Genomic DNA, 26,011 nt, shown 5'->3' on the forward strand with positions numbered 1-26,011 from the left:
CGATTGGACAGCGCCAAACGATCGAATGAAATTCTATTCAAAATCAAACGGCCCAAATCGTTACTTTGACTGCAACAGCAGTTCTCCGATATCGACCGCTCCCGTTTCCTGGAACAGCGACAGCAGCGGCGAGTTGGCCCCGGCTTCGACATCCGCCAGCAGCAGGAAGCGGCGGATCAGCTTCTCGACCTTTGCAGGGTCTTGAAAATCCTCGATGTCGAGCTGGCTGGTGATGAGACGGGCCTGCGCGTCGACATCGGCGGTCGCCGTTTCAGCGGGGATGCCATATGCCGTGCGGATGACGGCGGCCAACGCCTCATCGGCAAGAATGTCATAGGGCGACTTGATATCAGCCGCACGGCGCTGGAAGTTAAGCGCGAGGCGAACGTTGTTGTCTTCGTTGCCGATATCCAGTTCCAGCGTCTGGCGGATATAGGCCTGCACCGTTTTCTCGACATCGCGCACCAGCGGCGCGACGGTCGGTGTACCATCGCTTTCAAACGCGAAGACAGCCTTGAAGCTCTCGAAATTCTCGCGTTCCTTGGCATTGGAGAAGCTTAGCGCACGCGTATCGCCCTTCAACGCCGCGACAATCGCCGTTTCCTTCCCGATCAGGTTTTCGAGGTCGAAAGCACGCAGGCCGATGGACAGCACCTGCACGTTCTTGGTCAGGTCGTCGGCCGTCTTGATCTCATCGAGTCCTTCATAGAAGGCGTCGACATCGGCATCCGCCCGCTCCTTCAGCTTTTCGCCGAGCCCCGGCGCCGCCATGCGATAGTTGACGATCACGCTCTCAAGTCCCTCTTCGCCCGTCGAGGCGACAAAGGCATCGAAGAACCGGCCGAAGTTGTAGCGTCCCTCGGCATCGGTGATGCCGATATCCTCAAGACCGGAAATGTAAGCGCCGGAAGCACCGGCAGCGCGGGCCGCCACTTCGTTGGTGACCACCTTGCGGACGGCATCGAGCTGGAAGATCTGCTGATCGAGGCCGAAAGCTTCGAGGGCGAATGTCAGGGCCGTATCGCTCTTCAGGAGCGTATCGAAATTGTCGATTCCCTCCATCTCGATCCTGTAATCGAGAACGCGGCTATCGACATTGTCGGTGATGCGTTTGTCGATGTTGTCCAGATTGTCGCGATACCGCTGCGTCACCGACAGCGACGATGCATGGAGGACCGGGGGCGCGACGCCGCCGTCGGTCACCTGAAACGCGCCCGCAAGCTCCAGATAACGGCTGTCGGACATCTTGGAGGCATAGCTGTCCGTACCCGTGCCTTCGCTGATGATCCGGCGCATCAGGGCGCGGGCGTAGGCGAGTTCGTCCATGCCATACGCCTTGACCGCGAAAGTGTAGGTGCGGTCATCCTTGAAAAGATCATCGACCGACTGGATGGTACCCGCGGCCTCGGTGAAGCGCGCGATGTCGCGTGCGACAACCGGCTCGGCCGCCTTCCTCTCGATGGCCTTCGGCAGATCCCTGACGATGGCGTTATAGTTCAGGTACGACGACTGATAGATGGCCATGACAACCCCTTCCGGGAATATCCCCGCACTGGATCGCCGGTCTCGGCATCTGTCCGGCATCCCGATATCAGCGCCATCTTACCGGCCCAGGCTTGCATGGAGCTTTTCGTCTCTGCACGCCCCGTTCCCGCTCCCCCCCTCTCCGGAGCCGATCCAGCCTCACGCAAGCTTATATGCCTATCGTGAGGCATCCACGGCAGATCGGGGCTCGCGTCAACAGATGCGGGCATCGGCGCTTCGACGCAATGTCAATGCATTGCCCCACTCCTGCCGCCGGGTACTTTCGTGGACACCGTAACTGCCGGTCCTGATACCGGCGACAGAAAGAACGCGGACGGCGGAGCGAGGGCGGCAGCCGGCTTCGACATCCCGGGAAGCAGGAAAGCAGCCAATGAACTTCATCGTGGGCGTGATTGTGGCTGTCGGCTGCATGCTCGGCGGTTTCATGGCCATGGGCGGCCATGTCGCGGTCATCTGGCAGCCGTGGGAATTTGTCATCATTTTCGGCATGGCCCTGGGTGCTTTCATCGTCGCCAACACGTGGAGCGTGCAGATCGATACCGGGCGCTCCGTTGTCGAGGCGCTGCTGAACAAGGGACCGAAGCGGAAAGACTACCTCGCGCTTCTCGGACTGTTGTTCACGCTGACCCGCATGGTGCGCACGCGCCCCAGAAGCGAGATCGAGGCGCATGTCGACGACCCCGCGAATTCCACTGTGTTCCAGAACTTTCCCACGATTGTCGCCGACCGCGAGCTGACCAACTACATCTGCGATTACGTCCGTCTTCTGGTTATCGGCAATGCCAAGCCGCACGAGATCGACGCGTTGATGGACGAGGAAATCGCGACCATCAAGAAAAACAAGCTCAAGACCTATCAGGCCATGTCCGCCGTCGCGGACGGATTGCCGGCGCTGGGGATCGTGGCCGCCGTGCTCGGCATCATCAAGGCCATGGGCGCCATCGATCAGGCCCCCTCGCTGCTGGCGGGCCTGCTGGGCGCGGCATTGGTTGGCACGTTCACCGGCATCTTCGCCTCATACGGAATTTTCGCGCCGCTGGCGAACAAGATGAAGACAACGCGCGAAAAACAATGCCAGCCGTATTTCATCGTCAAGCAGACACTCGTGGCATTCCTGAACGGCGCCATGCCACAGATCGCCCTCGAGCACGGGCGTAAGATGATCAGTTCTTATGAACGCCCCACAATCGATGAGCTTGAGAACGAGACGATGAATGCCGGAGGCCGCTCAGGCGGCGATCAGGATCAGCAGGAAGCAGCCTGACAATGAGCGCTACAGCAACCGCCAACGACAAGATCCAGGATCGTCTGCTCGACTCCACCGGCCTGTCCATCGACCGGCTGCCAATGCTGCACGTGATCTTCGACCGCATGGCCAACGTATGGCTGGAAGGCATTCGCCATCTGGCGACGTCACCGGCCTACTGCTCCCTGACGATGATCGAGATCGGCCGCATCAGCGATATTCTGGAGATGTACGAGTCCAATGCCATCGCCGCCGTCTACCAGGCCCCGGAATGGGACAGCCAGGTGCTCGTGGGGCTGGACCGCGACTTTGTGTTCTCCATGATCGAGGTGCTGCTGGGCTCGGACGGGGCGGAGCCGCCCATCGATGAGGAGCGAGGGTTTTCCAACATCGAGCGGCGGGTTTCCGATCTCATTTTCCGGCATCTCAGCAAGGCGATGCGCACGGCCTTCAAGCAGGTGACGAACGTGCATTTCAGACACGAGCGCACGGAGACCAGAATGGACTTTGCCGTCATCGGGCGGCGGACGAGCCGTGCGGTCGTGGCCAAGTTTCTCGTGCAGACGCTCAACCGGGGCGGCGAGATTTTCGTCATCATTCCCCAATCCGCGCTCACGCCCATGCGCCAGAACCTGATGCGGGTGATCTCGAACGAGCCAACGGTGCGCGACCCGCGCTGGAGCAAGCAGATCAAATCCGAAGTGCAGCGGGCGGAAGTCACGCTTACCGCGGTTCTGGAAAAGCGTTACCTGACGCTGGAAGAAATCGCCAGCCTCGAAGTGGGGCAGACCATCCGTCTGCAAGCAAGTCCGAAGTCGCTCGTCACACTCGAAAGCGACGACCAGCCGCTGTTCAAATGTTTCCTCGGCAAATCCGACGGCGCTTACAGCCTGAGACTTGAAGAGGCCATCGATAATAAAAAAGATATCATCGAAGACTTATTATCGAAATAGCATAAAAATAGTATCGAATATTTATTTTGAATTATCCAACACCTGCGACCAACCGAATATGGAATCGTGAGCAATGAACCAGAACGCAGATGAAATGACCATGGACAATGCTGCGGCTGCCGCGAATGCGGACGCGTTCTCGCCAAACAACTTCGCGCCCATATCCGGTGACGACCACCAGCTGCGCGCGGGCAGCGAGGCGCGCAACTTCGATACCGTCAAGCGTATTCCAGTTCTCGTGCAGGTGGTTCTCGGCTCCGCGACGATGCCGGTTTCGGCGCTGATCAAGCTTGGCCGCGGCGCTGTCGTGCCACTCGACCACCGCGTCGGCGAGCCGGTCGACGTCGTGGTCAACGGCCGGATCATCGCGCGCGGCGAGGTCGTGGTCGTCGAGGATGACAACTCGCGCTTCGGTGTCCAGCTCACGGAAATCGTCGGTCCTTCGACCGAGGAAGAAGATCTGTAAAACGTCATCCATCGCGCGAGCGCCCTCCGGGACCGCGCGGCAGACACCAGCGCCCGACCGGATGGCCGCGGCGGCGAAAGCGCCCCGCGAGCCGCATTCCGGTGACGGCAATCGATGCATGCGGCAGACAGGACCGGCGCCAGGCACTCCGGTCGGCCTGCCGCGCCAGCCCGGTGGTCCAACATGAGCGAACAAGGACAGGTCACCCGCAAGACGGTGTCGTTAAAGACAGGCCCGGACCGCGTGGCGGCCCTGCTGCTGACGGTCGGCAACCCGACGGCAGGCCGGATTCTGAAACATTTCTCGGTCGATGAAATCAAGCTGATCACGCGCTCCGCCGCAGGTCTCGGCATGATCCCGCCGGAGCAGCAAGAAATTTTGATCGAGGAGTTCTTCGAGCAGTTTCAGGCTGGTTCGCATCTGTTCGGCACCGCGCAGGAAGTGGAAAAGCTTCTCACAGGCGTTCTGCCGTCGGAGCAGGTGGCCGACATCATGGCCAACGTGCTCGGCAATTCGTTCCAGTCCATCTGGGACCGGATTTCCGGCATTCCCGAGGGTATTTTGGCCAACTATCTGCAGAACGAGCATCCGCAGACCGTTGCCATCATCATGTCGCGCGTCAAGCCGGCGTGTGCGGCGAAGGTCATGGTGCATCTACCGCCCGAACTGCGCAACGACGTCACCCGCCGTATGCTGGCCTGCAAGCCAGTGGTCGAGGAAGTTATTCAGGTGCTCGAAAGCACCCTGCACGAAGACCTCATGACGAACTTCTCGCAGAACAAGGGCGCGGATACTCATGCGAAGATGGCGGACATCATCAACAAGATGGACCGCGACCATATGGAGGAGCTGCTCCAGAACCTCGCCGACGAAAAGCCGAAGTCGGCGGAAATTCTGAAGGGACTGCTGTTCACGTTCGAGGACATCGTCAAGATCACCCCGGCCGCACGCTCGGCGCTGTTCGACGCGGTTCCGGCAGAAACGATGATCATCGCCCTGCGCGGCACGAATGCGTCCTACCGTGAAATCGTGCTGTCCGCCCTGCCTGCGCGATCGCGCCGCACGGTCGAGTCCGAACTGGCCTCCGCCCAGCCCATTCCCCAGCGCGAGGTGCTGGAGGCCCGCCGTTCCATCACCGACCTGGCGCTGGATATGGCGGGGCGCGGCGAGATCGAGCTGCACTCGGAGGCGGAACAGGACATGTTCATGCAGTAACACGTTGCCGCATATAAGAAACACAGCGGCAATCGCTCCGCGCCCGGGAAGGGCAGGCGGACTGGGAACGGAACGAAGCGATGTCAGATGCCCCCGATCCCGACAGCAAAACCGAAGAGCCGACAGAAAAGAAGATCCACGACGCGCTGGAGAAAGGCAATGTGCCTCAATCGCGGGAAATGGCGCTCTTCTTTTCCATCGGCTGCATCACGATCATCATCTACCTGTTCCTCTATAATTCGGCCGCCGTGCTGAAGGACTTCCTCAGCTTCTTCATCGACTCACCCGGCTCCATCTCCATTGCGGACGGACGCGACGCCGCCTCGCTGCTTCAGCTCGTGGCGATCAGCGTCGGTACGTTTCTGCTGCCCATCGTCTGCATTCTGATGGTCGGAGGCATTCTTGCCTCGGTGCTGCAAAACGCGCCCCGGATCGCCTCGGACCGTATCGAGCCCAAATGGTCGCGTATCTCGCTGATGTCGGGGTTCAAGCGCATCTTCGGCATGCATGGTCAGGTGGAGTTCGCCAAGTCCATGGCGAAGCTGCTGATCATCACGATCATCTGCACGATCCTGCTGAATTCGGAACGCAACGAAGTGGTGAACGCCATTTACAGCGACCCGACACGCATTCCTGAAATCATGCTCAACATGGCGATGCGCCTCGTGTCCGCGATCTGCGTCGCAACGGTGGTGCTGGTCGCCGGCGATCTGGTCTGGTCGCGCTTCAAATGGCGCAAGGATCTGCGCATGACCCGTCAGGAGATCAAGGACGAGATGCGCCAGTCCGATGGCGATCCCATGGTCAAGGCGCGTATGCGCTCTCTCGCCCAGGACAGGTCGCGCAAGCGCATGATGGCAGGCGTTCCGACGGCCTCGCTGGTCGTCACCAACCCGACCCATTTCGCCATTGCCCTGCGTTACCTGCCGGAAGAAGGCGGCGCACCCATGGTGGTGGCCAAGGGCAAGGATCTGATCGCCCTCGCCATTCGCGAGATCGCGCAGAAGCATGACATACCCCTCATCGAGGACAAGGCGCTGGCAAGGTCCATGTACGACCACGTCGATGTCGACAAGTCGATTCCACCTGAATTCTACAAGGCCGTGGCCCAGCTTTTCTACCACCTTTATCAGAAGAAGGGCGTCAGCCCCGCCATTTCTCCGGCGCCCAAAAGCCCGTAGCCCGGAGCGAGACGACGGGCGCCGATGCGAGACGATGCGACAACGCGACAGGCTCGGACAAGGTTATCGGCGTATCGTCTTTTCATGAAGAACATCGGTTTCCGCCGGTCGGATGAAGCGCTGGCAGCAGCCTTCCGGCGGGGGGAAAATCCACCCGGCGCGCCCGTCATGGCGCCCCGGACAATGCCCCGCGCCGGTTGCGCACCGGGGCCGATGATATCAGGAGCAAGCAATGGATCCGGTCTATCTGTTCGGTCTGGCATCGCGAAAGGCGGACTGGCTGACGACACGTCAAGCCGTGCTGGCCCGCAACGTGGCCAACGCCAACACACCCGGATTCCGCTCCCGCGATATCGAACCGTTTTCAGCCACGATGGACAAGACGGCGCTGACGCTGGCCACCACTGCGCCGGACCACATGCCGCTGGGGCCGGCACAGGCCAACGCGGCCCGCAGCCGCCCGAACAAAAGCAACGAGAGCTGGGAAACCTATCACTCCGGCAACTCGGTCAGCATCGAGGAAGAGCTGTTGAAGGCCGGCGAGGTGTCGCGGGAATACGGCGTGACCACGGCCATCGTGAAGAGCTTTCATAAATTCGTTCTCTCAAGCGTGAGGTCACAAGGATGAACGTTTCATCCATAGAGGGCGGCGACGCCATCGCGATTTCGAGCAAGCTGGCGGCTTCGGCGATGCGCGCCCAGTCCGCGCGCCTGCGCATCGTTTCGGAAAACGTCGCCAACGCCGAAACCACGGCGAACACGCCCGGCGGCGACCCCTATGCGCGCAAGACCATTACCTTCCGCGAGCAACTGGACCGTGCCTCGGGCGCGGAAATGGTGAGGGTGCGCGATGTCGGCATCGACCGCACGCCCTTCCAGTTCGACTACGATCCGGGGCATCCCGCCGCGGATGAAAAAGGCTACGTCAAGAAACCGAACGTGAACCTGCTCATCGAACTGGCCGACATGCAGGAGGCCACGCGCGCCTACAGCGCCAACGTCCAGATGATCAAGTTTTCGCGCACCCTGTCATCCATGACGATCGACCTGTTGAGGACAAGCTGATGGTTGCCGCCCTGAACGTAGTCAATGCAATCGGAACCGGCGTTTCCGGCGTCACGCCGACCGCCGTCAAGGCCGCCACAACGGCAGCCAGCGCCGCCGTGGATTTCACCGCCGTTCTCGGCTCGATGATTACCGATACCGCCCAGAACCTGCGCACCAGCGAGACTGCCTCGTTGCAGGGCCTTCAGGGCCGGGCATCGACGCAGGATGTCGTGGAAGCGGTGATGGCGGCGGAACGCTCGCTGCAAACCACGCTCGCGGTGCGTGACAAGGTCGTGGCCGCCTACCAGGAAATCAGCCGCATGGCGATCTGAATGGCGATCTGACGGCTTCATCGCCCTCAAGATGGCCAGTGACGCCCGCTCCCTCCGGAACGGGGCGGGAAACCACGAGGCCAGTGATAGTGGCCATGAACGAGCCTCATGAACGAGGTTACCGGAGAGTGTCATGAGTATTCTCGCTATTGCCGCCACGGGCGCGGAAGCACAGCAGACCAATATCGAGGTTATCGCCAACAACATCGCGAACCTCAATACGACGGGTTTCAAGCGCTCGCGCGCTGAATTCTCCGATCTGCTTTATCAGCAGTTGCGGGTGCCCGGCGTGCCCAACCAGACGCAGGACGGCACCGTGCCGGAAGGCGCACGGCTGGGCGTCGGAACGCAGGTGACGGCCATCCGCAACCTGCACAAGCAGGGCTCCCTGACGCAGACGGGCAACGATTTCGACGTCGCGATCACCGGTCGGGGCTGGTTCCGCATCGTCGGCCCGAACGACGAGATCCTCTACACCCGCGCGGGCGCGTTCAACAAGAACGAGGATGGCCAGATCGTCACGCTCGACGGTTTCGAGGTCGCCGACGGCCTTGTCATCCCGGAAGGCACCATCCGCGTCACCATCAATGAGGCCGGGCAGGTCTATGCGCTGGTCGACAACGCGGGCAACCAGGAACAGCAGGAAGTCGGCCAGATCACCATGGCGACCTTCGCAAACGATGTCGGCCTTGAGCCGCTGGGCAACAACCTGTTCCGCGAGACGCTGTCATCTGGCGCGCCGGTGGAAGGCGTGGCCGGGGATGCCGGCTTCGGCACCATCAAGCAGAACTATCTGGAAGCGTCCAACGTCGACCCGGTGAAGGAAATCACCGAGCTGATCAGTGCCCAGCGCGCCTACGAAATGAATTCCAAGGTTATTCAGGCGGGCGACGAGATACTCGCAACCATCTCCAAGGGAATTCGGTAAGCGCGTTCGCTGACGTGAACAAATCCCGCCGGGCAAACACCCGGCGGTCGAGACGGGCGGCCATCCGGCATCGGTCCAGAACCGGCGCTGGCGGTATCATCTGGATGTTGTCATGCTTTTTCTGTCCGCAATTCGCAGATCGCTCTCGGCTGGAGCCGGCCGCCTGTTACCTGCACGCGCCCGGAGACCGGCGCTGATGGCAGCAATGGCGCTGATGCTGGTACCGGCAGGGCAGGCAGGCGCGCAAGAGCTGGAGGACGCCTCGTCGGAACAGGACCCTTCTTCATTCGGCACAGTCGCTGTCACGCCGCTCGTGACCATCTATCCCGGCGACTCTATCGATCCCAGCATGGTGGCGGAACGCACGTTCGCCCAGTTGCGTCCCGTGCGCGGCGGCTATGTCTCATCCGCCTCGGCTCTCGTCGACAAGGTCGCCCGACGCACATTGATGCCCGGCATCGCCATTCCCCTCAACGCGCTTGAGAACACCAAGCTGGTGCAGAAGGGCGTGCCCACGCAACTGGTGTTCGAAGACGGGGGGTTGAGCATCACCACGCTGGTTTCACCGTTGCAGGCCGGTGAGCTGAACGAAGCAATCCGGGCGCGCAATATCGACAGCGGACTGATCGTCTACGGCATCGTGCAGGAAGACGGCACCCTGCGGGCGACGGGGGGCTGACATGCTTCGCTGCATTCTGGCGGCGTTGATCGTCATTCAGCCGCTCGCCGCCTTCGCCAACACGCGCATCAAGGATGTCACCACCCTTCAAGGTGTGCGCGACAACCAGCTCGTGGGCTATGGCCTCGTGATGGGCCTTCAGGGCACCGGCGACTCGCTGCGCAACTCGCCCTTCACCGAACAGGCGCTGCAATCCATGCTGGAGCGCATGGGCATCAACGTGCGCAGCTCCACCCTGCGCACGCGCAACGTCGCCGCCGTGATGGTGACAGCCGACATTCCCGCCTTCGCCGCACCCGGCAACCGCATCGACGTGACGGTGTCGTCGCTGGGCGACGCGCAATCGCTCAAGGGCGGCACGCTGCTGGTAACGCCGCTCATGGGCGGCGACGGCATGAATTATGCCGTGGCGCAAGGCCCCATCGCGGTGTCGGGCTTCAGCGTCGGCGGAGAAGCCGAGATCCTGACGCAAGGCGTTGCGACCGCGGGCAGGATTCCCAATGGCGCCCTCGTGGAACGGCCGCTGCCAGGCCGGTTCAACGATGTCGGCCAGCTCGTGCTCGATCTGCGCAACCCGGATTTCAACACCGCCGCACGCATCGCTGACGCCATCAACCGCTACACCCGCAAGCACCTGAAGATTGCAACGGCCCACGTGCGCGATCACCGCAGCGTGGTCGTGCGGAGGCCGCCGAAAATAAGCGCCGCCCGCTTCATGGCCGCCATCGGCAATCTCACCGTCAGCCCGGATGTGCCAGCCAAGGTCGTCGTGGATCAACGCACGGGCACCATCGTCATCGGCCGTGACGTGACCGTCTCCACCGTGGCGCTGACGCACGGCAACCTGACCCTGCGCGTGACAGAGCTGCCGCAGGCATCGCAGCCCGCACCCTTCTCAGACGGTGAGACCGTGATCGAGCCCCGCACCATTGTCTCGACCGAACAGGAAGAGGGACAACTTGCCATCGTCCGGGGTACGAGCCTGCAATCGCTGGTGCAGGGTCTCAACCGGCTGGGCCTGAAGCCGACAGACATTATCTCCATCCTGCAAACGATCAAGACAGCGGGCGCGCTGCAAGCGGATCTCATCGTCCAATGACCTATCGCGCATCCATAACCATCACCGCCATTCTGGCCTGCATGCTGGCGGCATCGGGACAGGCGCAGGCACAAACCCGGCTACCGGTAGCAGCCCCCGGACAGGCGCCGGTCGCAAGGCCAACTGCTGCGGCGGCTCCGGCTTCTGCTGCTGCATCGGCGGCCGCTCCTGCCCCCACGGTTATGCCCGCGCCCGCATCTGCCGGCAGCATACCCCCGGCAGGAGAGCAGGCCCCACCTGCCAATCCCTATTGCGAAGCTGTCGCGGATGCAGCCGCCGATGCCCGCTTCGCCTGGCAGGTGCAGACGCTGGAAGCCATGCGCATCGAAATCGAGGAGCGCGCGGCGCTGCTGGAGCAGAAGCGCGCCGAGACCGAAGACTGGCTGACCCGCCGGCAGGAATTTCTGGACCGGACGGAAGAACGTGTCGTGGCCATTTACGCCCGCATGAACGCGGAAGCGGCGGCCTCGCAGATTGCAGCGATGCAGGACGATGCGGCAGTCGCGCTGCTGACCAAGATCGATACACGCCGCGCAAGCGCGATCATGGGCGAGATGGAATCCGCCCGCGCGGCGCACCTGACGAACGTCATTACCGGCGTGCTGAAACGCACGGCGAAAAACAAGGCGAGAGCACCATGAAACCGCAGGCGCGCTCACAACTGTCGTTCGCCGGCACGGCCATTGCGCCGAACCTGCGCGCACTTGCGCTGGTGCTGGCCGGGACTGCCGCGCTCGGCGGCTGTGCCCGTGTGCAGGATCTGGGCCGCGAGCCACAGATGACCACCGTCGGCACGGGTCTCGCCGTGCAGCGCGCACCGCTGCCCGGCAATTTCAAGACATGGAACGGCCACGCCTACCATTCGCTGTGGGGCCAGACCGGCCAGACGCTGTTTCAGGACCCGCGCGCCAGCCATGTCGGCGACATCGTCACGGTCATCATCTCCATCGACGATCAGGCGAAGTTCGACAACAAGTCCGAACGCCGCCGCAACTCCAGCGCTGATCTCGGGCTGAGTCTGGGCATCAGCACGCCGAGCCATTCGGCGGACCTCTCCGGCGACGGGGCCGTAACGTCCAACTCCCGCACGAAGGGCGAAGGCAAGATCGACCGCTCGGAAAAGCTGCGCTTGTCGGTCGCCGGCGTGGTGACCGAGGTTCTTCAGAACGGCAACCTGATGATCAGCGGATCGCAGGAAGTGCGGGTGAATTTCGAGCTGCGCGTGCTGAACATCGCCGGCATCGTCCGGCCGCGCGACATCTCCCGCAACAACACCATTGCCTACGAGAAGATCGCCGAAGCGCGTATTTCCTATGGCGGACGCGGGAGAATGTCCGAAGTGCAGCAGCCCGCGCTCGGACACCAGATCTACGACCTCCTGACCCCCTTTTGATGGCACCGTGGCAGCATGACCGAACTTACAGTCGTCGAAACCCCGCCCGCCCCGCCCGCAAGGGACAGCATGCGGCCGGTCATTCTGGCTGCCGTGATCCTCACGGTGCTTGCCGTCCTGCTGGGCGGCGGCATCGGCTATCTGATGTCGAGCAGCATCGAGGAAAACATCGCCCGCAAGGAGAAGGACGCCGCCGCCGCCGCGACGGAACCGCCGATGCCCACGCGCTACACCGGCGATATCGCCCTCGTGAACATACGCCCCGTCACCGCCAACCTCATGTCGCCGGAGACCGTCTTCATCAGGCTTGAGGCTTCGATGGTGCTGGGCCGTGAAACGGCTGCGGATGCCGGAGCCGTATCGGCACTGTCTGCCGAAATCTCGCAGGATATCCTCACCTTTCTCAGCACGCTGACTCTGGCGCAGGTTCAGGGGCCGGCCGGCCTGCAAAACCTGCGCGAAGACCTCAACGACCGGGTCGCCATCCGCTCCGCAGGCAAGGTGCACGAACTCATTCTCGAAACGATGGTCGTCCAGTGATGCGTCTTTCCCTCGCAGCGTCCCGATCCGCCCTGTCGACGATCGCGGCGCTCGCCTTGCCGCTGCTGCTGGCATCGGTCGCGCCCGCACATGCCCAGATGCCCGACCTGTCATCGCTGATTCCAGCAGGGGATGCCTCGGCGGCAGGGCGCATCATCCAGATCGTCGCGCTGCTGACGGTGCTGTCCGTGGCGCCGGGCCTGCTGATCATGGTGACGAGCTTCACGCGCATCGTCATCGCGCTCTCGTTCCTGCGCTCGGGCCTTGGGCTGCAAAGCACGCCGGCCAACATCGTGCTGACGACGCTGGCGCTGTTCATGACGTTCTACATCATGGCCCCGACATTCGACCGGGCATGGCAGAACGGCGTGCAGCCCCTGCTCGAGAACACCATCGACGAGAAGGAAGCCTATACCCGGATTACCGATCCGTTCCGGGATTTCATGCTCTCGCAGGTGCGCAGCAAGGACTTGCGCCTCTTTGCCGATCTCGCCGAGGTCAATTTCCCCAAGATTCAGCAGGAGGGCGCACCGGCGGCCATCAACCCGGCGGATACCGACGACGGCATGGAGCAGGTCGAACTGCGTGTGCTGATCCCCGCCTTTCTGATTTCGGAGTTGCGGCGCGGGTTTGAAATCGGCTTCCTGATCGCGCTGCCGTTTCTCGTCATCGACATGATCGTCGCCACGCTGGTCATGTCCATGGGCATGATGATGATGCCGCCGACCGTGATTGCCTTGCCGTTCAAGGTGCTGTTCTTCATTCTCATCGACGGCTGGAACCTGCTGACGAGCGGGCTGGTGCGCTCCTTCTTCTGACATCGCTCGCGAGAGAGGCAAGGCGCGCAAGACAGGCAGGCAGATTTCGTGATATTGCCTGCCATGTCGTCTTATTCGTCGCGCGGAGCGGGTCATGATCCGGATTGTATCGCTGGTTGTCGCATTCGGCATGGCCTCGGGCGCAGCGCTGGCGCAAGATGCGACGCCGCATGCAACGCAGCCTTCCTCAGTCAGCCTCATCGGTGAAGTTCGTTTGCCGACGCAGCTTTCCATCGCCGGCGTTCCGTTCGGCGGGATCTCCGGGCTCAATTACAATCCCGAAGAAGGGCTGTTCTACGCTATTTCCGATGACAGGGCGGAATATGGCCCGGCGCGTTTCTACAAGCTGCGGATCGACATAACGCCTGCTGGCATCACGCAGCTTGATATCGTCGATACGGTGCCGCTCACTGACAGCAACGGACGGGCCTTCGCGCGCGGCGATGTCGATCCCGAAGGCATCAGCCTCGATCCGCGCCGCCCCGGGGTTCTCGTGTGGGCGAACGAGGGCGATCTGGCCGGCACGCCCGCTGTTATCGAGGCAGGAATGGATGGCCGCGAACGCCGCCGCTTCGAGTTGCCTGCCTATTACACACCGGACGCGGAAAAGCAGACCGGCATCCGCAACAACGCCGCTTTCGAAGGTCTGTCGCATGCGCCGGGCGGCGGGCGGCTGTTCGCGGCGATGGAAGGCAGCCTGTTGCAGGACGGCCCTCCGGCATCCACGCGCGATGGCAGCCTGACGCGAATCCTCGCGTTCAACCCGCAGACCGCCAAGCCAGTGGCAGAATACGCCTATCGCACAACGCCGGTGCCTCGCGCCTCGAAAAGCCTGCGCCCGGCCGACAATGGCGTCTCGGCTATTCTGGCGCTGGACGATGACCGACTGCTCGTCGTGGAGCGCAGCTACGCATCGGGCTATGGCAACACCATACAGGTTTTCGAGGCGACGACAGCCGGCGCGACCGACGTGCTGGGCCGCCCGGCCATTGCCGGCACAACCTTCGAGCCTGTCACCAAGAAGCACCTTTTCACGCTGGAGGAAGGCACCTTCGGACTGGACATGGACAACATCGAGAGCATCACATTCGGCCCGGAGATCAACGGCCGCAAGACGCTGGTGCTGGCCTCGGACAACAACTTCAACCCGCGCGGGCAGATCACGCAGTTCATTGTGCTGGCTTATGATCCATAAAGCTCCCCGCCTTGCCGGAAAAGCGCGCCGGGTATAGAGAGAGGCATGGCTTTTTCCGACGACGAGATCGAACGTTATGCCCGCCACATCGTGCTGCGCGATGTGGGCGGCCCCGGCCAGATGAAGCTGAAACGCGCCCGCGTGCTTGTCGTCGGCGCGGGTGGGCTCGGTGCGCCTTTGCTGGCCTATCTTGCAGCGGCGGGCGTCGGCGTCATCGGCCTTGTCGATGATGACACCGTGTCACTGTCCAACCTTCAGCGTCAGGTGATCCACGGCACGCCGGATATCGGCCGCGCGAAAACGGACAGCGCGCGCGATGCGGTGAACCGCATCAATCCACACGTTACCGTCGAAACCCACGCGCTGCGGCTTGATGCCGACAACGCTCCCGCCCTCATCCGCCAATACGATGTCGTGGCCGATGGCTCCGACAACTTCACCACGCGCTATCTCGTCGCGGATGTGTGCGAGGCGGAGCGCAAGCCGCTGGTCGCCGGGGCGCTGGGCCAGTTCGATGCCTCGGTGACGACTCTGCGCCCCTTCGAGACCGGACCGGACGGGCAGCCAAACCCCTCCTATCGCACGTTGTTTCCCGAGCCGCCGCCACCCGGCGCCGCACCCACCTGCGCGGAAGCTGGAATTCTGGGTGCGCTGCCCGGCGTCATCGGCAGCCTGATGGCGATCGAGGTGATCCGCGCCATCGTCGGCTTCGGCGAACCGCTCGTGGGCCGGATGCTGATCGTTGACACGCTCACCATGCGCTTCGAGACGATCCGTTACTAAAGCGTTTTCAAGCAAAGTGGATGCCACTTTGCGTGAAGAAAACGCGTAAAACCAATGAGATAGAGCATTTCTGCGTTTCAACGAAATGCCGAAATGCTCTAATCATATCCTCAAAGCGCCAGACGCCGGAATGACGGCTCATGCCCCGTGGCCGCGCGGATACGCGCAACGGCGTCCGCCAGCGGCTCACTGACGACGAGCATGTGATGACCGTTGGCATGCAGCAGCGTAACGGCATCCTGCAAGATACCGACATGCCCGGGCCAGAAGGCCAGATCGCCGCGCCGCAAGTCCCCATACCGGGGCAAGTCCTCGCGCTGGGGCAAGTCCTGGCCCTGCGACAAGTCCTGGCCAAGTGTGCGCGATTGCGGGCCGCTGTCACGCGGGGCATCGACGCCAGTCGCCGCCAGCGACAGTTGCACGAGCCCGGAACAGTCGATGCCCAGCGCCGACTTGCCCCCCCACAGATACGGCACGTTCAAAAAGCGCTCGGCCACGGCGACGAAATCCAGATCCGGCCAGTCCGCGACTGGTGCAAGATGAGCGGCGTAAAGGAAACCCTCGCCGAACTCACCGCGAACGCGCAGGAATTCATCGCCATGCGGCAACACCGCAACCTCGCCGTTGAGCGGCAGAACCGCGACGGGCGGCAGCTTGATCGACGGGCCGGGAAACACGAATGTGCGCGGCACGATGATGCGATGAGTCGGCTCCACTGGCTCGCCCAGCGCCGCGAGCGGCACATAGCCGGTGTAACCATCCCGAAGCAGCGTCACATGCGCCCAGCCCTCTCCGGCCAGCGCGTCATCCTCTGCCACCGAGGCGCGCTCACCGATCAGCGCCTCGGTATCAAGCGCAGCAGCGGAATGGGGATCGCGCCGCAAGGGCGCCAGCGGTGCGATGATTTGCCGAATGGCCGAACCGCCGCTCATGCCGCGACCCCGTAGCGGCTTTTGAGCCATGCATAGACGAGCCGCGCCGCCTGCACCTCTCCCCCTTCCGGGCGGCCAGGGCGGGCGGAGGGTGTCCAGCCATAGATATCGAAGTGGACGTGCGGCACGCCAACCGTGAACCGGCGCAGGAACAAGGCCGCGGTTATCGAGCCGGCAAATCCGCCGCTGGAGATATGGTTGACATCGGCAACCTTGGACGCGAGCAGCTTGTTGTAAGGCGCCCAGAGCGGCAACCGCCATACGGGATCATTGACGGCCAATCCAGCCTCGGCAATCGCAGCGGCGATATCGTCATCTTCGGTATAGAAGGGCGGCAGCTCCGGCCCCAACGCAACCCGCGCCGCGCCGGTCAGCGTCGCGTAATCTATGATCAGTTCCGGATCATCCTCACGCGCCAGCGCCAGCGCGTCGGCAAGCACGAGCCGCCCTTCGGCATCCGTATTGCCGATTTCCACCGACAGGCCCTTGCGGCTCGGGATGACATCACCGGGGCGGAAGGATGCGCCCGAAATGGCATTTTCCACCGCCGGGATGAGCACACGCAACCGCACCTTCACACCGGCGTCCAGCAGCATATGCGCCGTGGCCAACGCACTGGCTGCGCCGCCCATATCTTTCTTCATCAGCAACATGGCGCTGGAGGGCTTGATATCGAGGCCGCCCGTATCGAACGTCACACCCTTGCCGACGATGGTGACCTTGGGCCAGCTCTCGTCACCAGCGGAAAAGTCGATCAATCGCGGGGCCTGCGCCGATGCGCGCCCAACCGCGTGAACCAGCGGGAAATTCGCATCCAGCAATTCGTCGCCAACAGTCACCGAAAACCGCGCCCCGAACCGGGTGGCGAGCGCATGCGCCGCGTTGGACAGTTCCTGCGGGCCAAGGTCATTTGCCGGTGTATTGATCAGATCCCGCCCCAGCGCCACCGATTCGGCGACGCGGCTCACCTCAAGGGCATCCACCCCTTCCGGCACGACCAGCCGCGCGGCCGGGGCAGGGTTATCTCGATATCTGGCAAAACGATAAGCCCCCAGCAGCCACGCGAGCGCCGCCGCCTCACGCCCATCCTCCGGTACGCCGTCCAGAGTGTAGATGCCTTCCGGCAACAGATCCGGCAGCTTGCCGTAGATAAAGCGATCAGCCCCGTCACCAACGCCGAACAGCACCTCGGCCAACGCCCCGTCCGCGTTCGGCAGAAGCACGGCCTTGCCGGCATCCGGCCCTTTCCCGCTCTCCAAAAAGCCTTGCGCCGCCGCGAAGGCACGCGCCAGCGGCGCAAGGGAGGCCGCGACATCCGGCCATGATTGCGGTGAGACGGCGCGGATTGTGACAGGCGATGCAGGAAGGGTCGGCAGGTCGGATCGGGAGACAAGCAGCGGATGCATTTTGACCTTCAACGGATGGAACGCGGCAAACGGAACGCACGGATTGGAAAGACTAAAGCACGTTCCCGCAGAATGGAATCGGATCGTGCGCTTTCAATCCGGATACTCCACCGAAAGCCCGGCTTAAATCCGGGTCGCGGCAGAAGCGGGCAAGGCCTACAGGGAAAATGAGGGTTATTCTGTCAAGCTATGCAATACTGTTATCATCGTCTGTCAAAGTGTGTTCCACTGCTCTCCTGTTGATCGCAAATTGAGGAACTTCCGATGGTCGATAGCATTTTTGATCTTCCGCCCGCCGCCGAATTCGCCAAGCGCGCCGCTGAAAAGCGGGCCGAGGAGGACGCACGTCGCCAGCAGCTCCACGAAACCGGCGACACCCAGCGCGAGGAACTCATCAACTCCCTCCTCCACGCCAACGAAGTTGCCACCGAAGAAGCGTTGAAGCGCGTCTCGGTTCTCGTTCGCACGGCGAGCGATCACGGGTTGAACGAGGTTCTGATCAACCGCTTCCCCACGGAGATCCTGACCGATCACGGCCGCGCGATCCTCGCCAGCGATCCGGAATGGCCGGACACGCTGCAGGGCCAGCCCCGCACCCTTTACAATATCTGGAAGGAGCACCTGCAGCCCCTCGGATACGGACTGCGCGTGGAGATCGTCGACTACCGCAACGACCTGCCGGGCGACGTTGGCGCCTTCCTGTTCTGGGGCGCACAGGCCGTCTGATCCTGCATTCGGTTACAGGCAATCATACCTCTCCCGGATCATCACCATCCGGGAGAGCGTTGTCCATAATGATCAGACCGGCCCGGAGACGCCCGCCTGCGTGCGCGTCGACATGCCGGAATGTGCTGCGGCAGCGGCCTTCACGATGCCCGCCGCGAGCGCCGCGCCCGTTCCCTCACCTAGCGTAATGCCCAGGGACAGCAGCGGCTTCTTGCCGATGCGCTCCAGCACCTCTGCGTGGGCGCCATCCGGCGAAACGTGTCCGGCGCGGCAGTGATCGATGGAAGACGGATCCAGCGCGTGCAGAATAGCTGCCGCCGCCGTCACGACATAGCCGTCCAGCAGCACGGGAATATGTTCGAGCCGTGCGGCGAGAATAGCACCTGCCGCCGCCGCAACCTCACGACCACCAAGGCGGCGCAGCACCTCCAGCGGATCGTCGAGCGTGCCCGCATGGCTCGCCAGTGCAGCCTCCACCACCGCAACCTTGCGCGCCACACCCTCACCGCTACCGTTCGCGGCGTGCCTGCCCTTGCTGCCGCTGCCCTTGCCAACATGGCCGAACGTGCCGTGGCCGACCCAGTGCGAGGCAGGTCCGCCATAAAGCGCCGTGTAGATAGCCGCAGCCACGGTGGTATTGCCGACACCCATCTCGCCGAGGCTGAGGAGGTCCGTGCCGCCGGCAATCGCCTCCATGCCGAAGGCCAACGTGGCCACGCAGGCTTTTTCATCGAGCGCCGGCTCGCGGGTGATGTCACCCGTCGGCAGGTCGAGAGCGAGATCGAAAACCTTGAAGCCAAGATCGTATGTGGCGCAGATCTGGTTGATGGCTCCGCCGCCGGCGGCGAAGTTATCCAGCATCTGCCGCGTCACAACCTGTGGATAAGCCGAGACGCCATGCGTCGCGACACCATGGTTGCCGGCAAACACCACCACCAGCGGCCGCCTCACGGCAGGCGTCGGCGAGCCCTGCCATGCCGCCAGCCACTCGACGACAGCCTCCAGCTCGCCCAGCGAGCCGGGGAGTTTCGTCAGTTCCTTGTTGCGCGCCCGCACAGCCGCCACGGCGAACTCATCCGGGCCGGGCAAGGTATGAAGCAACCTGCGGACATCGTCGAAGGGCATTCCGGAGGTGTTCGTAGGATGCATCGTTCCGTCCCGCGCATAAATCGTTGAAGGCCAATTGCGTTTATGCCGATCCATGGACGTCAACGCAAACGGCTCTGGCAAACGCCGTCCATAGCAGGCATTGACGGCGGTGGCGAGACGCGCGCCAACATGGCCTTGGAAACTGGCGCACACGCGCTGGACAAACCGTCATTCCCGATATATATCCGCGCAAGTTCCGGCGGCAATTGTGTTGCGGGAAGAGCGGTACTATTCTCCGCTACTCCTGATTGATTCGGCATCGGGATTTCTGTGTTCTGCCCGGCGGGCGAACATTGGGGCGTCGCCAAGCGGTAAGGCAGCGGATTTTGATTCCGCCATGCGGAGGTTCGAATCCTCCCGCCCCAGCCAAATTCTTTCCAGACATCTCATTTGTCGATCCGGCGCGCTTTCTTGCCGCATCTCCGGACGCCGGCCCGTGGCAAGCGGGGGGCTTGCCACATTGCTGACCGGGCCGGGGTTATGCGCTCGCCGCAACCTCATTGTCGTATCCCGCCGCCTTCACGGCTTCGGAAATGCGTGCGGCTTCGGTATTCGTTTCCACCGTTACGGTCTTGGCGGCCAGATCGGCTTTGACGACAGCGTTTGCATCAACACCCTTGACTGCTTTTTCCACGCTTGCCACGCAGCCTCCGCAGTTCATCTTTGGCACTTTCAGAAATACCATGGCTGGAATCCTTCTTTTGAGGCCGGCACGTCTTGCGCCTGCCACTGCACGATAAGACATGGTCTGGCCTTGCGGCTTCAACAAGACCATATACTCATTGCAAGGCATCTCAACCGGGGCAATGGCATGAATACCGAGATCGGCGGTCAAGAATCGAACCGTGGCGGCAAAACCGCCGCGGCAGGCGCGCACCTAAGCCTCGCTGTGGAGGGCATGAGCTGCGCCTCCTGTGTTCTGCGCGTGGAAAACGCCATCAAGGCGGTGCCCGGCGTTGCCGAGGCGAACGTCAATCTGGCCACCGAACACGCCGACATCACCTTCAGCAACGCTGCCGATCTGCCCGCAGTGTCGGCAGCTATTCGTGCAGCTGGTTATGATGTGCGCGAGCACACGCAAGAATTTGCCATCGACGGGTTGAGCTGTGCGTCCTGCGTGCTCCGCGTGGAAAATGCCATCAAGGGCGTTCCCGGCGTGCTCAATGCCAGCGTCAACCTCGCCACGTCGCGCGCCGCCGTCAGCATCGCGGACGGCGCGGTTTCCGCCCGGGACATCGAACGCGCCGTAGAGGCTGCGGGATACGAAGCCCGGGCGCTCGAAGACGGCGACAGCGGCGATCGTGAGCGCGCCGCACGCGAGGCCGAAAGCGCCGCCCTGCGCCGGGATACCATCGTCGCTGCCGCGCTCACCCTGCCGGTGTTCGTAGTGGAAATGGGCGCGCACATCATTCCGGCCCTGCATCATTGGGTGATGGGCACGCTCGGCATCTGGAGCTGGTACGGCCAGTTTCTGCTCACCGCCCTCGTTCTGGCGGGGCCGGGGCGGCGCTTTTTCATCAAGGGTATTCCCGCCCTGCTGCGCGGCGCACCGGACATGAACGCACTGGTCGCGGTGGGAGCGGGCGCAGCCTTCACCTATTCCGTGGTCGCCACCTTTATGCCGGGCTTGCTGCCGGCAGGCACGGATCACGTCTATTACGAAGCCGCCGCCGTCATCGTCACGCTGATCCTGCTCGGGCGCTATCTGGAGGCACGCGCCAAAGGCCGCACCGGCGACGCCATCCGCAAGCTGGTCGGGCTGCGCCCGCAGCGCGCCACCGTGCAGCGCGATGGGCGCACCGAGGATATTGCCATCGACGACGTGCGCCCCGGCGACATCGTAGTCGTGCATCCGGGCGAAAAGATCGCAGTCGACGGCGAGGTGGTGGAGGGATCGTCTTTCGTGGATGAGTCCATGATCACGGGTGAGCCCATCCCTGTCGCCAAGCAGGCCGGATCGCACGTTGTCGGCGGCACGGTCAATACGGCGGGGGCTTTCAGCTTCCGCGCCACCGCTGTCGGATCCGACACCGTGCTGGCACAGATCATTCATATGGTCGAGACGGCGCAGGGCTCGAAACTGCCCATTCAGGCGCTGGTGGACCGCATTACGGCATGGTTCGTGCCTGCGGTGTTTGCCGTGGCGGCGGTGACATTCACGATCTGGCTGTTCTTCGGGCCGGAACCGGCGCTCGGCTTTGCATTGGTGAATGCCGTCGCGGTGCTCATCATCGCCTGTCCCTGCGCCATGGGACTCGCCACGCCGACATCGGTGATGGTCGGCACCGGCAGGGCGGCGGAACTCGGCGTGCTGTTCCGCAAGGGCGAGGCGCTGCAATCCCTGCGCGACGCCACCATCATCGCCGTGGACAAGACCGGCACGTTGACCGAAGGCAAGCCGCAACTGACGGATTTCATCGTCGCCCCCGATTTCGACGAGGCGACGGTGCTGGCTGCCGTCGCGGCAGCGGAACAGCGGTCGGAGCATCCCACAGCGCGGGCCATCATCGAAGAGGCACAGCGGCGGGACATTGCCGTTCCGGCCCTCGATGAATTCGGAGCTATTCCCGGTTTCGGCGTCACGGCGCGCATCGGTGAGCGCCGCGTGCTCGTGGGGGCCGACCGCTTCCTCACGCGTGAGGGCATCGACCCCGCGACCTTCGCGAAAGATGCGCAGAGGCTGGGAGAGGAAGGCAAGTCGCCCGTCTACGCCGCCATCGACGGCAAGCTTGCCGCCATCATCGCGGTGGCCGATCCGATCAAGCCGACCACGCCCGCCGCCATCGAGGCGCTGCATGCGCTGGGCCTGAAGGTGGCGATGGTCAGCGGCGATAACACCCGCACCGCGAACGCCATCGCCAAACGGCTGGGTATCGATGAGGTCGCGGCAGAGGTACTGCCGGACGGCAAGGTCGAGGTGGTGCATCGCCTGTCGAAAGGCGGCGCGAAGGTTGCTTTTGTGGGCGACGGCATCAACGACGCGCCCGCCCTGGCGGCTGCCGATGTCGGCATCGCCGTTGGCAACGGCACGGACATCGCCATAGAAAGCGCGGATGTAGTGCTGATGTCGGGAGATCTGCGCGGCGTGGTCAACGCCATTGCCATTTCACAGGCGACCATGCGCAACATCCGGCAGAACCTGTTCTGGGCTTTCGCCTATAACACAGCGCTGATCCCCGTTGCGGCCGGCGTGCTCTACCCACTCAATGGCACGCTGTTGTCGCCGGTACTCGCCGCGGGCGCCATGGCGCTTTCCAGTGTGTTCGTGGTCTCTAATGCCCTGCGCCTGCGGCGCTTCCGCAGCCCCGTCGCCACCTGAACCAACAGCATATAATACAAATAATACCAATGCGCCCCGACCGGCTGGATCGGGGCGCATTGCTATAATTGAAGGGCGAAAGGATCAGCCGCCGACGCGGACCGCTGCCTTGCGCTTTGCTTCGTCATCCTTCAGCTCGTACCACATCGCATTCAGCACCGCGAAAGCGGCGGCGAGCGGCAGGCCGAGAAGCCAGGCGAAATACCACATGATTATCGTCTCCCAAAAAAGAGCGGACGACCGGGGCGTCCATCCGCCCCGGCCTTTCATCGATCAGTAGGCGTGACCGCCGCCTTCAATCTGGCGAGCCGTGACCTTGCCGCGCAGGATGCTGTAGACCCATGACGTGTAGGCGAGGATGATCGGCAGGAAGATCACCGTCGTCACCAGCATGATGAACAGCGTCACATGGCTGGACGACGTATCCCAAACGGTCAGGCTGGCGTTCGGCTGCTCCGAGGACGGCAGGATGAAGGGGAACATCGACACGCCGACCGTCGAGATGATGCCGAACATGGTGACGAAGCCGGACAGAAGGGTGAGGATCTCACGCTTCGAGCCGATCAGCACCAGCACCAGCAGCGGGCCGAGGAAGCCGAGCGCGGGCGCGATCAGTGTCCACGGATGCGCGGCGTAGTTGGCGAACCACGCATGCTGCGAGCGCGCCACTTCCTTCAGCAGCGGGTTGGACGGGCCAGCCGGATCGATGGGGCTGGTAATGCTGTAGCCGTTGACGAGCAGCCACACGCCCACACCGCCGAGGGCGAAGAGGACGATGGTGGCGATAGCCGCCAGACGACCATAACGCACCGAACGCTCGCGCACCGGACCCTGTGTCTTCAGGGCAAGCCATGCCGCGCCGTGCATGGTGAGCATCGCCACCGATACGAGGCCGCACAGCAGCGCGAAGGGGTTCAGCAGGCCGAAGAACGTGCCGTCATAGAAGATGCGCATCTCGTTATCGATGCGGAACGGCACGCCCTGAAGCGTGTTGCCGATGGCGACGCCGAAGATCAGCGCCGGCACGAAACCGCCGATGAACAGGGCCCAGTCCCACGCGGAACGCCACGTCGCGCTTTCACGCTTGCTGCGGAACTTGAACCCGACCGGGCGCAGGATGAGCGCGAACAGAATCGCGAACATCGCCAGATAGAACCCTGAGAACGACACCGCATAAAGCTGCGGCCAGGCGGCGAAGATCGCGCCGCCGCCGAGGATGAGCCACACCTGGTTGCCTTCCCAGACCGGGCCGACGGTGTTGATGACCACGCGGCGCTCGATATCGTCGCGCGCCACGAAGGGCAGCAGGATGCCGGTGCCAAGGTCGAAACCGTCCATGGCGGCAAAGCCGATGAGAATGACGCCGAGCAGCACCCACCAGATGACTCGCAGCGTCGGATAATCAATAAGTTCGTGCAGGATCATCTTTGTTACTCCGCAGCGACGACAGTGGCGGAAGCAGAAGGCGCGGGTGCGGTTTCAGGACCGTGATCGTCCATGCCCTCCGGCCCCTTCCTGATGGCGCGCAGCATCAGGCCCACCTCGATGACGATCAGCACCGTGTAGATGAGCGCGAAACCGGCGATGGTGATGAGCAGCGTCGTGACGCCCAGGCTGGAAACCGCGACGGCCGTGGGCAGAATGCCTTCGATCGACCACGGCTGACGGCCGACTTCCGCCACGATCCAGCCCAGCTCAGCCGCGATCCACGGCAGCGGGATGGAGAATAGCGCCACACGCAGCAGCCACCGGCGACGGTCGAGCTGATGACGCGCCGACAGGATGAAGAACGTCGCCGTCAGCAGGATGAAGTAGAAGCCGAGCGCCACCATGATGCGGAACGACCAGAACATCGTCGGCACGTTGGGCACGGTATCCCAGGCAGCCTTGGCGATCTGCTCGTCGGTTGCAAGGCGCGGATCGTCGACATAACGCTTCAGCAGGAGCGCATAGCCGAGCCAGCGGCCATTATCCTCGAAGCTGGCCTTCAGCTCTTCCGGCACGGTCTCGCCACGCGGCAGGGCGCGGATCTGCGTCAGCGCGTCGTAGGCGAGAATGCCCCGGCGAATATGGCCATAGGTGCCGTCCACCAGCTCCTTGATGCCGGGAATTTCCGTATCGAGCGAGCGGGTGGCGATGAGGCCCATCACCATCGGAATGTGGATGGCGAAGTGCGTCTCGCGGGTTTTCTGATCGGGGAAGCCGAACACCGTGAAGCCGGCAGGCGCGGGTTCCGTTTCCCACATGGCTTCCATGGCGGCGAGCTTCATCTTCTGATGCTCGTTGGCGAGATAGCCGCTTTCGTCACCCAGCACGACGACCGACAGCGAAGCAGCAAGGCCGAAGGAGGCCGCGACCGTCATCGAGCGCTTGGCGATTTCCGGCGCACGGCCCTTCAGCAGGTACCACGCCGACACGCCGAGCACGAAGATGGAGGCCGTGACATAGCCCGCCGACACCGTGTGCACGAACTTGGCCTGCGCCACGGGGTTGAACAGCACGTCGAAGAAGCTGCCGATCTCCATGCGCATGGTCTGGACGTTGAACACCGCACCGACCGGGTTCTGCATCCAGCCGTTGGCGATCAGGATCCACAGCGCCGAGAAGTTGGAGCCCAGCGCAACGGCCCAGGTGGTGATGAGGTGGCCCACCTTCGACATCCTGTCCCAGCCGAAGAAGAACAGGCCGACGAACGTCGCTTCCAGGAAGAAGGCCATGAGGCCCTCAATGGCAAGCGGCGCGCCGAAGATGTCGCCGACGTAGTGGCTGTAGTAGCTCCAGTTCATGCCGAACTGGAACTCCATCACGATGCCCGTTGCCACGCCCATGACGAAGTTGATGCCGAACAGCACACCCCAGAACTGTGTCATTTGCCGCCAGATGGGCCGCCCGGTCATGACATAGACGGTTTCCATGATGGCGAGCAGCATGGAAAGCCCGAGCGTCAACGGCACGAACAGAAAGTGATAAAGCGCAGTCAGCGCGAACTGAAAGCGCGAGAGCGATACGATGTCGAGTTCCATACTCCTGTGCCGGCGAGCCGGCCTCCTCTGCGTCCG

General features: G+C 62.9%; 27 protein-coding genes and 1 tRNA gene. 20 read left to right on the forward strand and 8 right to left on the reverse strand.

What is annotated here, in order from left to right:
- Window positions 1-60 precede the first annotated feature (60 nt).
- Window positions 61-1,524 (reverse strand): DUF1217 domain-containing protein, encoded by a 1,464-nt coding sequence (locus FHS81_RS00365; protein ID WP_183750068.1) that lies wholly within the window; start codon window positions 1,522-1,524, stop codon window positions 61-63.
- Between the two features lie 391 nt (window positions 1,525-1,915).
- On the opposite strand from FHS81_RS00365, the gene motA reads away from it, so the two are divergent.
- The 17 genes from motA (at window position 1,916) to moeB (ending at window position 15,420) form a co-directional block, all read left to right on the forward strand.
- Complete coding sequence (gene motA / locus FHS81_RS00370) at window positions 1,916-2,809, forward strand: flagellar motor stator protein MotA (protein WP_183750069.1); 894 nt, start codon at window positions 1,916-1,918, stop codon at window positions 2,807-2,809.
- Window positions 2,810-2,811: 2 nt separating this feature from the next.
- Window positions 2,812-3,744 carry a flagellar motor switch protein FliM gene (locus tag FHS81_RS00375; RefSeq protein ID WP_183750070.1) on the forward strand — a complete coding sequence of 311 codons (933 nt, stop codon included), beginning with the start codon at window positions 2,812-2,814 and terminating at the stop codon, window positions 3,742-3,744.
- 73 nt (window positions 3,745-3,817) lie between these two features.
- A complete protein-coding gene (fliN, locus tag FHS81_RS00380; RefSeq protein ID WP_183750071.1) occupies window positions 3,818-4,210 on the forward strand; it encodes a flagellar motor switch protein FliN in 393 nt (130 codons plus the stop codon).
- 183 nt (window positions 4,211-4,393) lie between these two features.
- Window positions 4,394-5,425, forward strand: a complete 1,032-nt coding sequence (locus tag FHS81_RS00385) for a flagellar motor switch protein FliG (RefSeq protein WP_183750072.1) — start codon at window positions 4,394-4,396, stop codon at window positions 5,423-5,425.
- A gap of 80 nt (window positions 5,426-5,505) precedes the next feature.
- Window positions 5,506-6,606: a flagellar biosynthesis protein FlhB gene (gene flhB, locus FHS81_RS00390; protein WP_183750073.1), complete on the forward strand. Its 1,101-nt coding sequence runs from the start codon at window positions 5,506-5,508 to the stop codon at window positions 6,604-6,606.
- A gap of 232 nt (window positions 6,607-6,838) precedes the next feature.
- On the forward strand, window positions 6,839-7,234 hold the full coding sequence (flgB, locus tag FHS81_RS00395; protein ID WP_183750074.1) for a flagellar basal body rod protein FlgB: 396 nt from the start codon (window positions 6,839-6,841) through the stop codon (window positions 7,232-7,234).
- On the forward strand, window positions 7,231-7,671 hold the full coding sequence (flgC, locus tag FHS81_RS00400) for a flagellar basal body rod protein FlgC (RefSeq protein ID WP_183750075.1): 441 nt from the start codon (window positions 7,231-7,233) through the stop codon (window positions 7,669-7,671). The genes flgB and flgC overlap by 4 nt, the downstream gene beginning before the upstream one ends.
- On the forward strand, window positions 7,671-7,985 hold the full coding sequence (fliE, locus tag FHS81_RS00405) for a flagellar hook-basal body complex protein FliE (RefSeq protein ID WP_183750076.1): 315 nt from the start codon (window positions 7,671-7,673) through the stop codon (window positions 7,983-7,985). Before flgC ends, fliE begins: the two co-directional genes overlap by 1 nt.
- Window positions 7,986-8,118: 133 nt before the next feature.
- A complete protein-coding gene (gene flgG, locus FHS81_RS00410) occupies window positions 8,119-8,913 on the forward strand; it encodes a flagellar basal-body rod protein FlgG (RefSeq protein WP_183750077.1) in 795 nt (264 codons plus the stop codon).
- 112 nt (window positions 8,914-9,025) lie between these two features.
- The gene (gene flgA, locus FHS81_RS00415) at window positions 9,026-9,592 is read left to right on the forward strand and encodes a flagellar basal body P-ring formation chaperone FlgA (protein ID WP_183750078.1); all 567 of its coding nucleotides are present in this window, start codon (window positions 9,026-9,028) and stop codon (window positions 9,590-9,592) included.
- A gap of 1 nt (window position 9,593) precedes the next feature.
- Window positions 9,594-10,691: a flagellar basal body P-ring protein FlgI gene (gene flgI, locus FHS81_RS00420; RefSeq protein ID WP_183750079.1), complete on the forward strand. Its 1,098-nt coding sequence runs from the start codon at window positions 9,594-9,596 to the stop codon at window positions 10,689-10,691.
- Window positions 10,688-11,332, forward strand: coding sequence for a MotE family protein (locus FHS81_RS00425; protein ID WP_183750080.1), 645 nt, complete (start codon window positions 10,688-10,690; stop codon window positions 11,330-11,332). Before flgI ends, FHS81_RS00425 begins: the two co-directional genes overlap by 4 nt.
- Window positions 11,329-12,084, forward strand: a complete 756-nt coding sequence (flgH, locus tag FHS81_RS00430) for a flagellar basal body L-ring protein FlgH (RefSeq protein ID WP_183750081.1) — start codon at window positions 11,329-11,331, stop codon at window positions 12,082-12,084. The genes FHS81_RS00425 and flgH overlap by 4 nt, the downstream gene beginning before the upstream one ends.
- A 15-nt stretch (window positions 12,085-12,099) precedes the next feature.
- The gene (locus FHS81_RS00435; RefSeq protein WP_183750082.1) at window positions 12,100-12,624 is read left to right on the forward strand and encodes a flagellar basal body-associated FliL family protein; all 525 of its coding nucleotides are present in this window, start codon (window positions 12,100-12,102) and stop codon (window positions 12,622-12,624) included.
- Window positions 12,624-13,442 (forward strand): flagellar type III secretion system pore protein FliP, encoded by an 819-nt coding sequence (gene fliP / locus FHS81_RS00440; protein ID WP_183750711.1) that lies wholly within the window; start codon window positions 12,624-12,626, stop codon window positions 13,440-13,442. Before FHS81_RS00435 ends, fliP begins: the two co-directional genes overlap by 1 nt.
- 94 nt (window positions 13,443-13,536) lie before the next feature.
- On the forward strand, window positions 13,537-14,637 hold the full coding sequence (locus FHS81_RS00445) for an esterase-like activity of phytase family protein (protein WP_183750083.1): 1,101 nt from the start codon (window positions 13,537-13,539) through the stop codon (window positions 14,635-14,637).
- A gap of 45 nt (window positions 14,638-14,682) precedes the next feature.
- Complete coding sequence (gene moeB, locus FHS81_RS00450; protein WP_183750084.1) at window positions 14,683-15,420, forward strand: molybdopterin-synthase adenylyltransferase MoeB; 738 nt, start codon at window positions 14,683-14,685, stop codon at window positions 15,418-15,420.
- Window positions 15,421-15,530: 110 nt separating this feature from the next.
- On the opposite strand, the gene FHS81_RS00455 is transcribed toward moeB, so the two are convergent.
- Both FHS81_RS00455 and FHS81_RS00460 read right to left on the reverse strand, forming a co-directional pair.
- Window positions 15,531-16,352 carry a C40 family peptidase gene (locus FHS81_RS00455; RefSeq protein ID WP_246374327.1) on the reverse strand — a complete coding sequence of 274 codons (822 nt, stop codon included), beginning with the start codon at window positions 16,350-16,352 and terminating at the stop codon, window positions 15,531-15,533.
- Window positions 16,349-17,758 (reverse strand): leucyl aminopeptidase family protein, encoded by a 1,410-nt coding sequence (locus FHS81_RS00460; protein WP_183750086.1) that lies wholly within the window; start codon window positions 17,756-17,758, stop codon window positions 16,349-16,351. The genes FHS81_RS00455 and FHS81_RS00460 overlap by 4 nt, the downstream gene beginning before the upstream one ends.
- A gap of 264 nt (window positions 17,759-18,022) precedes the next feature.
- On the opposite strand from FHS81_RS00460, the gene FHS81_RS00465 reads away from it, so the two are divergent.
- The gene (locus FHS81_RS00465) at window positions 18,023-18,484 is read left to right on the forward strand and encodes a hypothetical protein (protein WP_183750087.1); all 462 of its coding nucleotides are present in this window, start codon (window positions 18,023-18,025) and stop codon (window positions 18,482-18,484) included.
- A gap of 72 nt (window positions 18,485-18,556) precedes the next feature.
- Here the strand turns inward: FHS81_RS00465 and FHS81_RS00470 are convergent, their stop codons facing one another.
- A complete protein-coding gene (locus tag FHS81_RS00470; protein WP_183750088.1) occupies window positions 18,557-19,633 on the reverse strand; it encodes a nicotinate-nucleotide--dimethylbenzimidazole phosphoribosyltransferase in 1,077 nt (358 codons plus the stop codon).
- Window positions 19,634-19,927: 294 nt separating this feature from the next.
- Between FHS81_RS00470 and FHS81_RS00475 the strand changes: the two genes are divergently transcribed.
- A tRNA-Gln gene (locus tag FHS81_RS00475) sits at window positions 19,928-20,002 on the forward strand.
- Window positions 20,003-20,111: 109 nt separating this feature from the next.
- Here the strand turns inward: FHS81_RS00475 and FHS81_RS18830 are convergent.
- Window positions 20,112-20,468 (reverse strand): heavy-metal-associated domain-containing protein, encoded by a 357-nt coding sequence (locus tag FHS81_RS18830; RefSeq protein WP_246374328.1) that lies wholly within the window; start codon window positions 20,466-20,468, stop codon window positions 20,112-20,114.
- Between FHS81_RS18830 and FHS81_RS00485 the strand changes: the two genes are divergently transcribed.
- A complete protein-coding gene (locus tag FHS81_RS00485) occupies window positions 20,445-22,952 on the forward strand; it encodes a heavy metal translocating P-type ATPase (protein ID WP_183750089.1) in 2,508 nt (835 codons plus the stop codon). The genes FHS81_RS18830 and FHS81_RS00485 overlap by 24 nt on opposite strands.
- 84 nt (window positions 22,953-23,036) lie before the next feature.
- Here the strand turns inward: FHS81_RS00485 and cydX are convergent, their stop codons facing one another.
- From cydX to FHS81_RS00500, 3 genes are all read right to left on the reverse strand, one after another.
- On the reverse strand, window positions 23,037-23,162 hold the full coding sequence (cydX, locus tag FHS81_RS00490) for a cytochrome bd-I oxidase subunit CydX (protein WP_183750090.1): 126 nt from the start codon (window positions 23,160-23,162) through the stop codon (window positions 23,037-23,039).
- Window positions 23,163-23,225: 63 nt separating this feature from the next.
- Complete coding sequence (gene cydB / locus FHS81_RS00495; RefSeq protein WP_183750091.1) at window positions 23,226-24,377, reverse strand: cytochrome d ubiquinol oxidase subunit II; 1,152 nt, start codon at window positions 24,375-24,377, stop codon at window positions 23,226-23,228.
- Window positions 24,378-24,382: 5 nt separating this feature from the next.
- Entirely contained in the window at window positions 24,383-25,975 is a 1,593-nt protein-coding gene (locus FHS81_RS00500) for a cytochrome ubiquinol oxidase subunit I (protein ID WP_183750092.1), read from the reverse strand.
- Between the last annotated feature and the right edge of the window lie 36 nt (window positions 25,976-26,011).

Origin of the sequence: Pseudochelatococcus contaminans, assembly GCF_014195635.1 — a bacterium.
GTDB classification, from domain to species: Bacteria; Pseudomonadota; Alphaproteobacteria; order Rhizobiales; family Beijerinckiaceae; genus Pseudochelatococcus; species Pseudochelatococcus contaminans.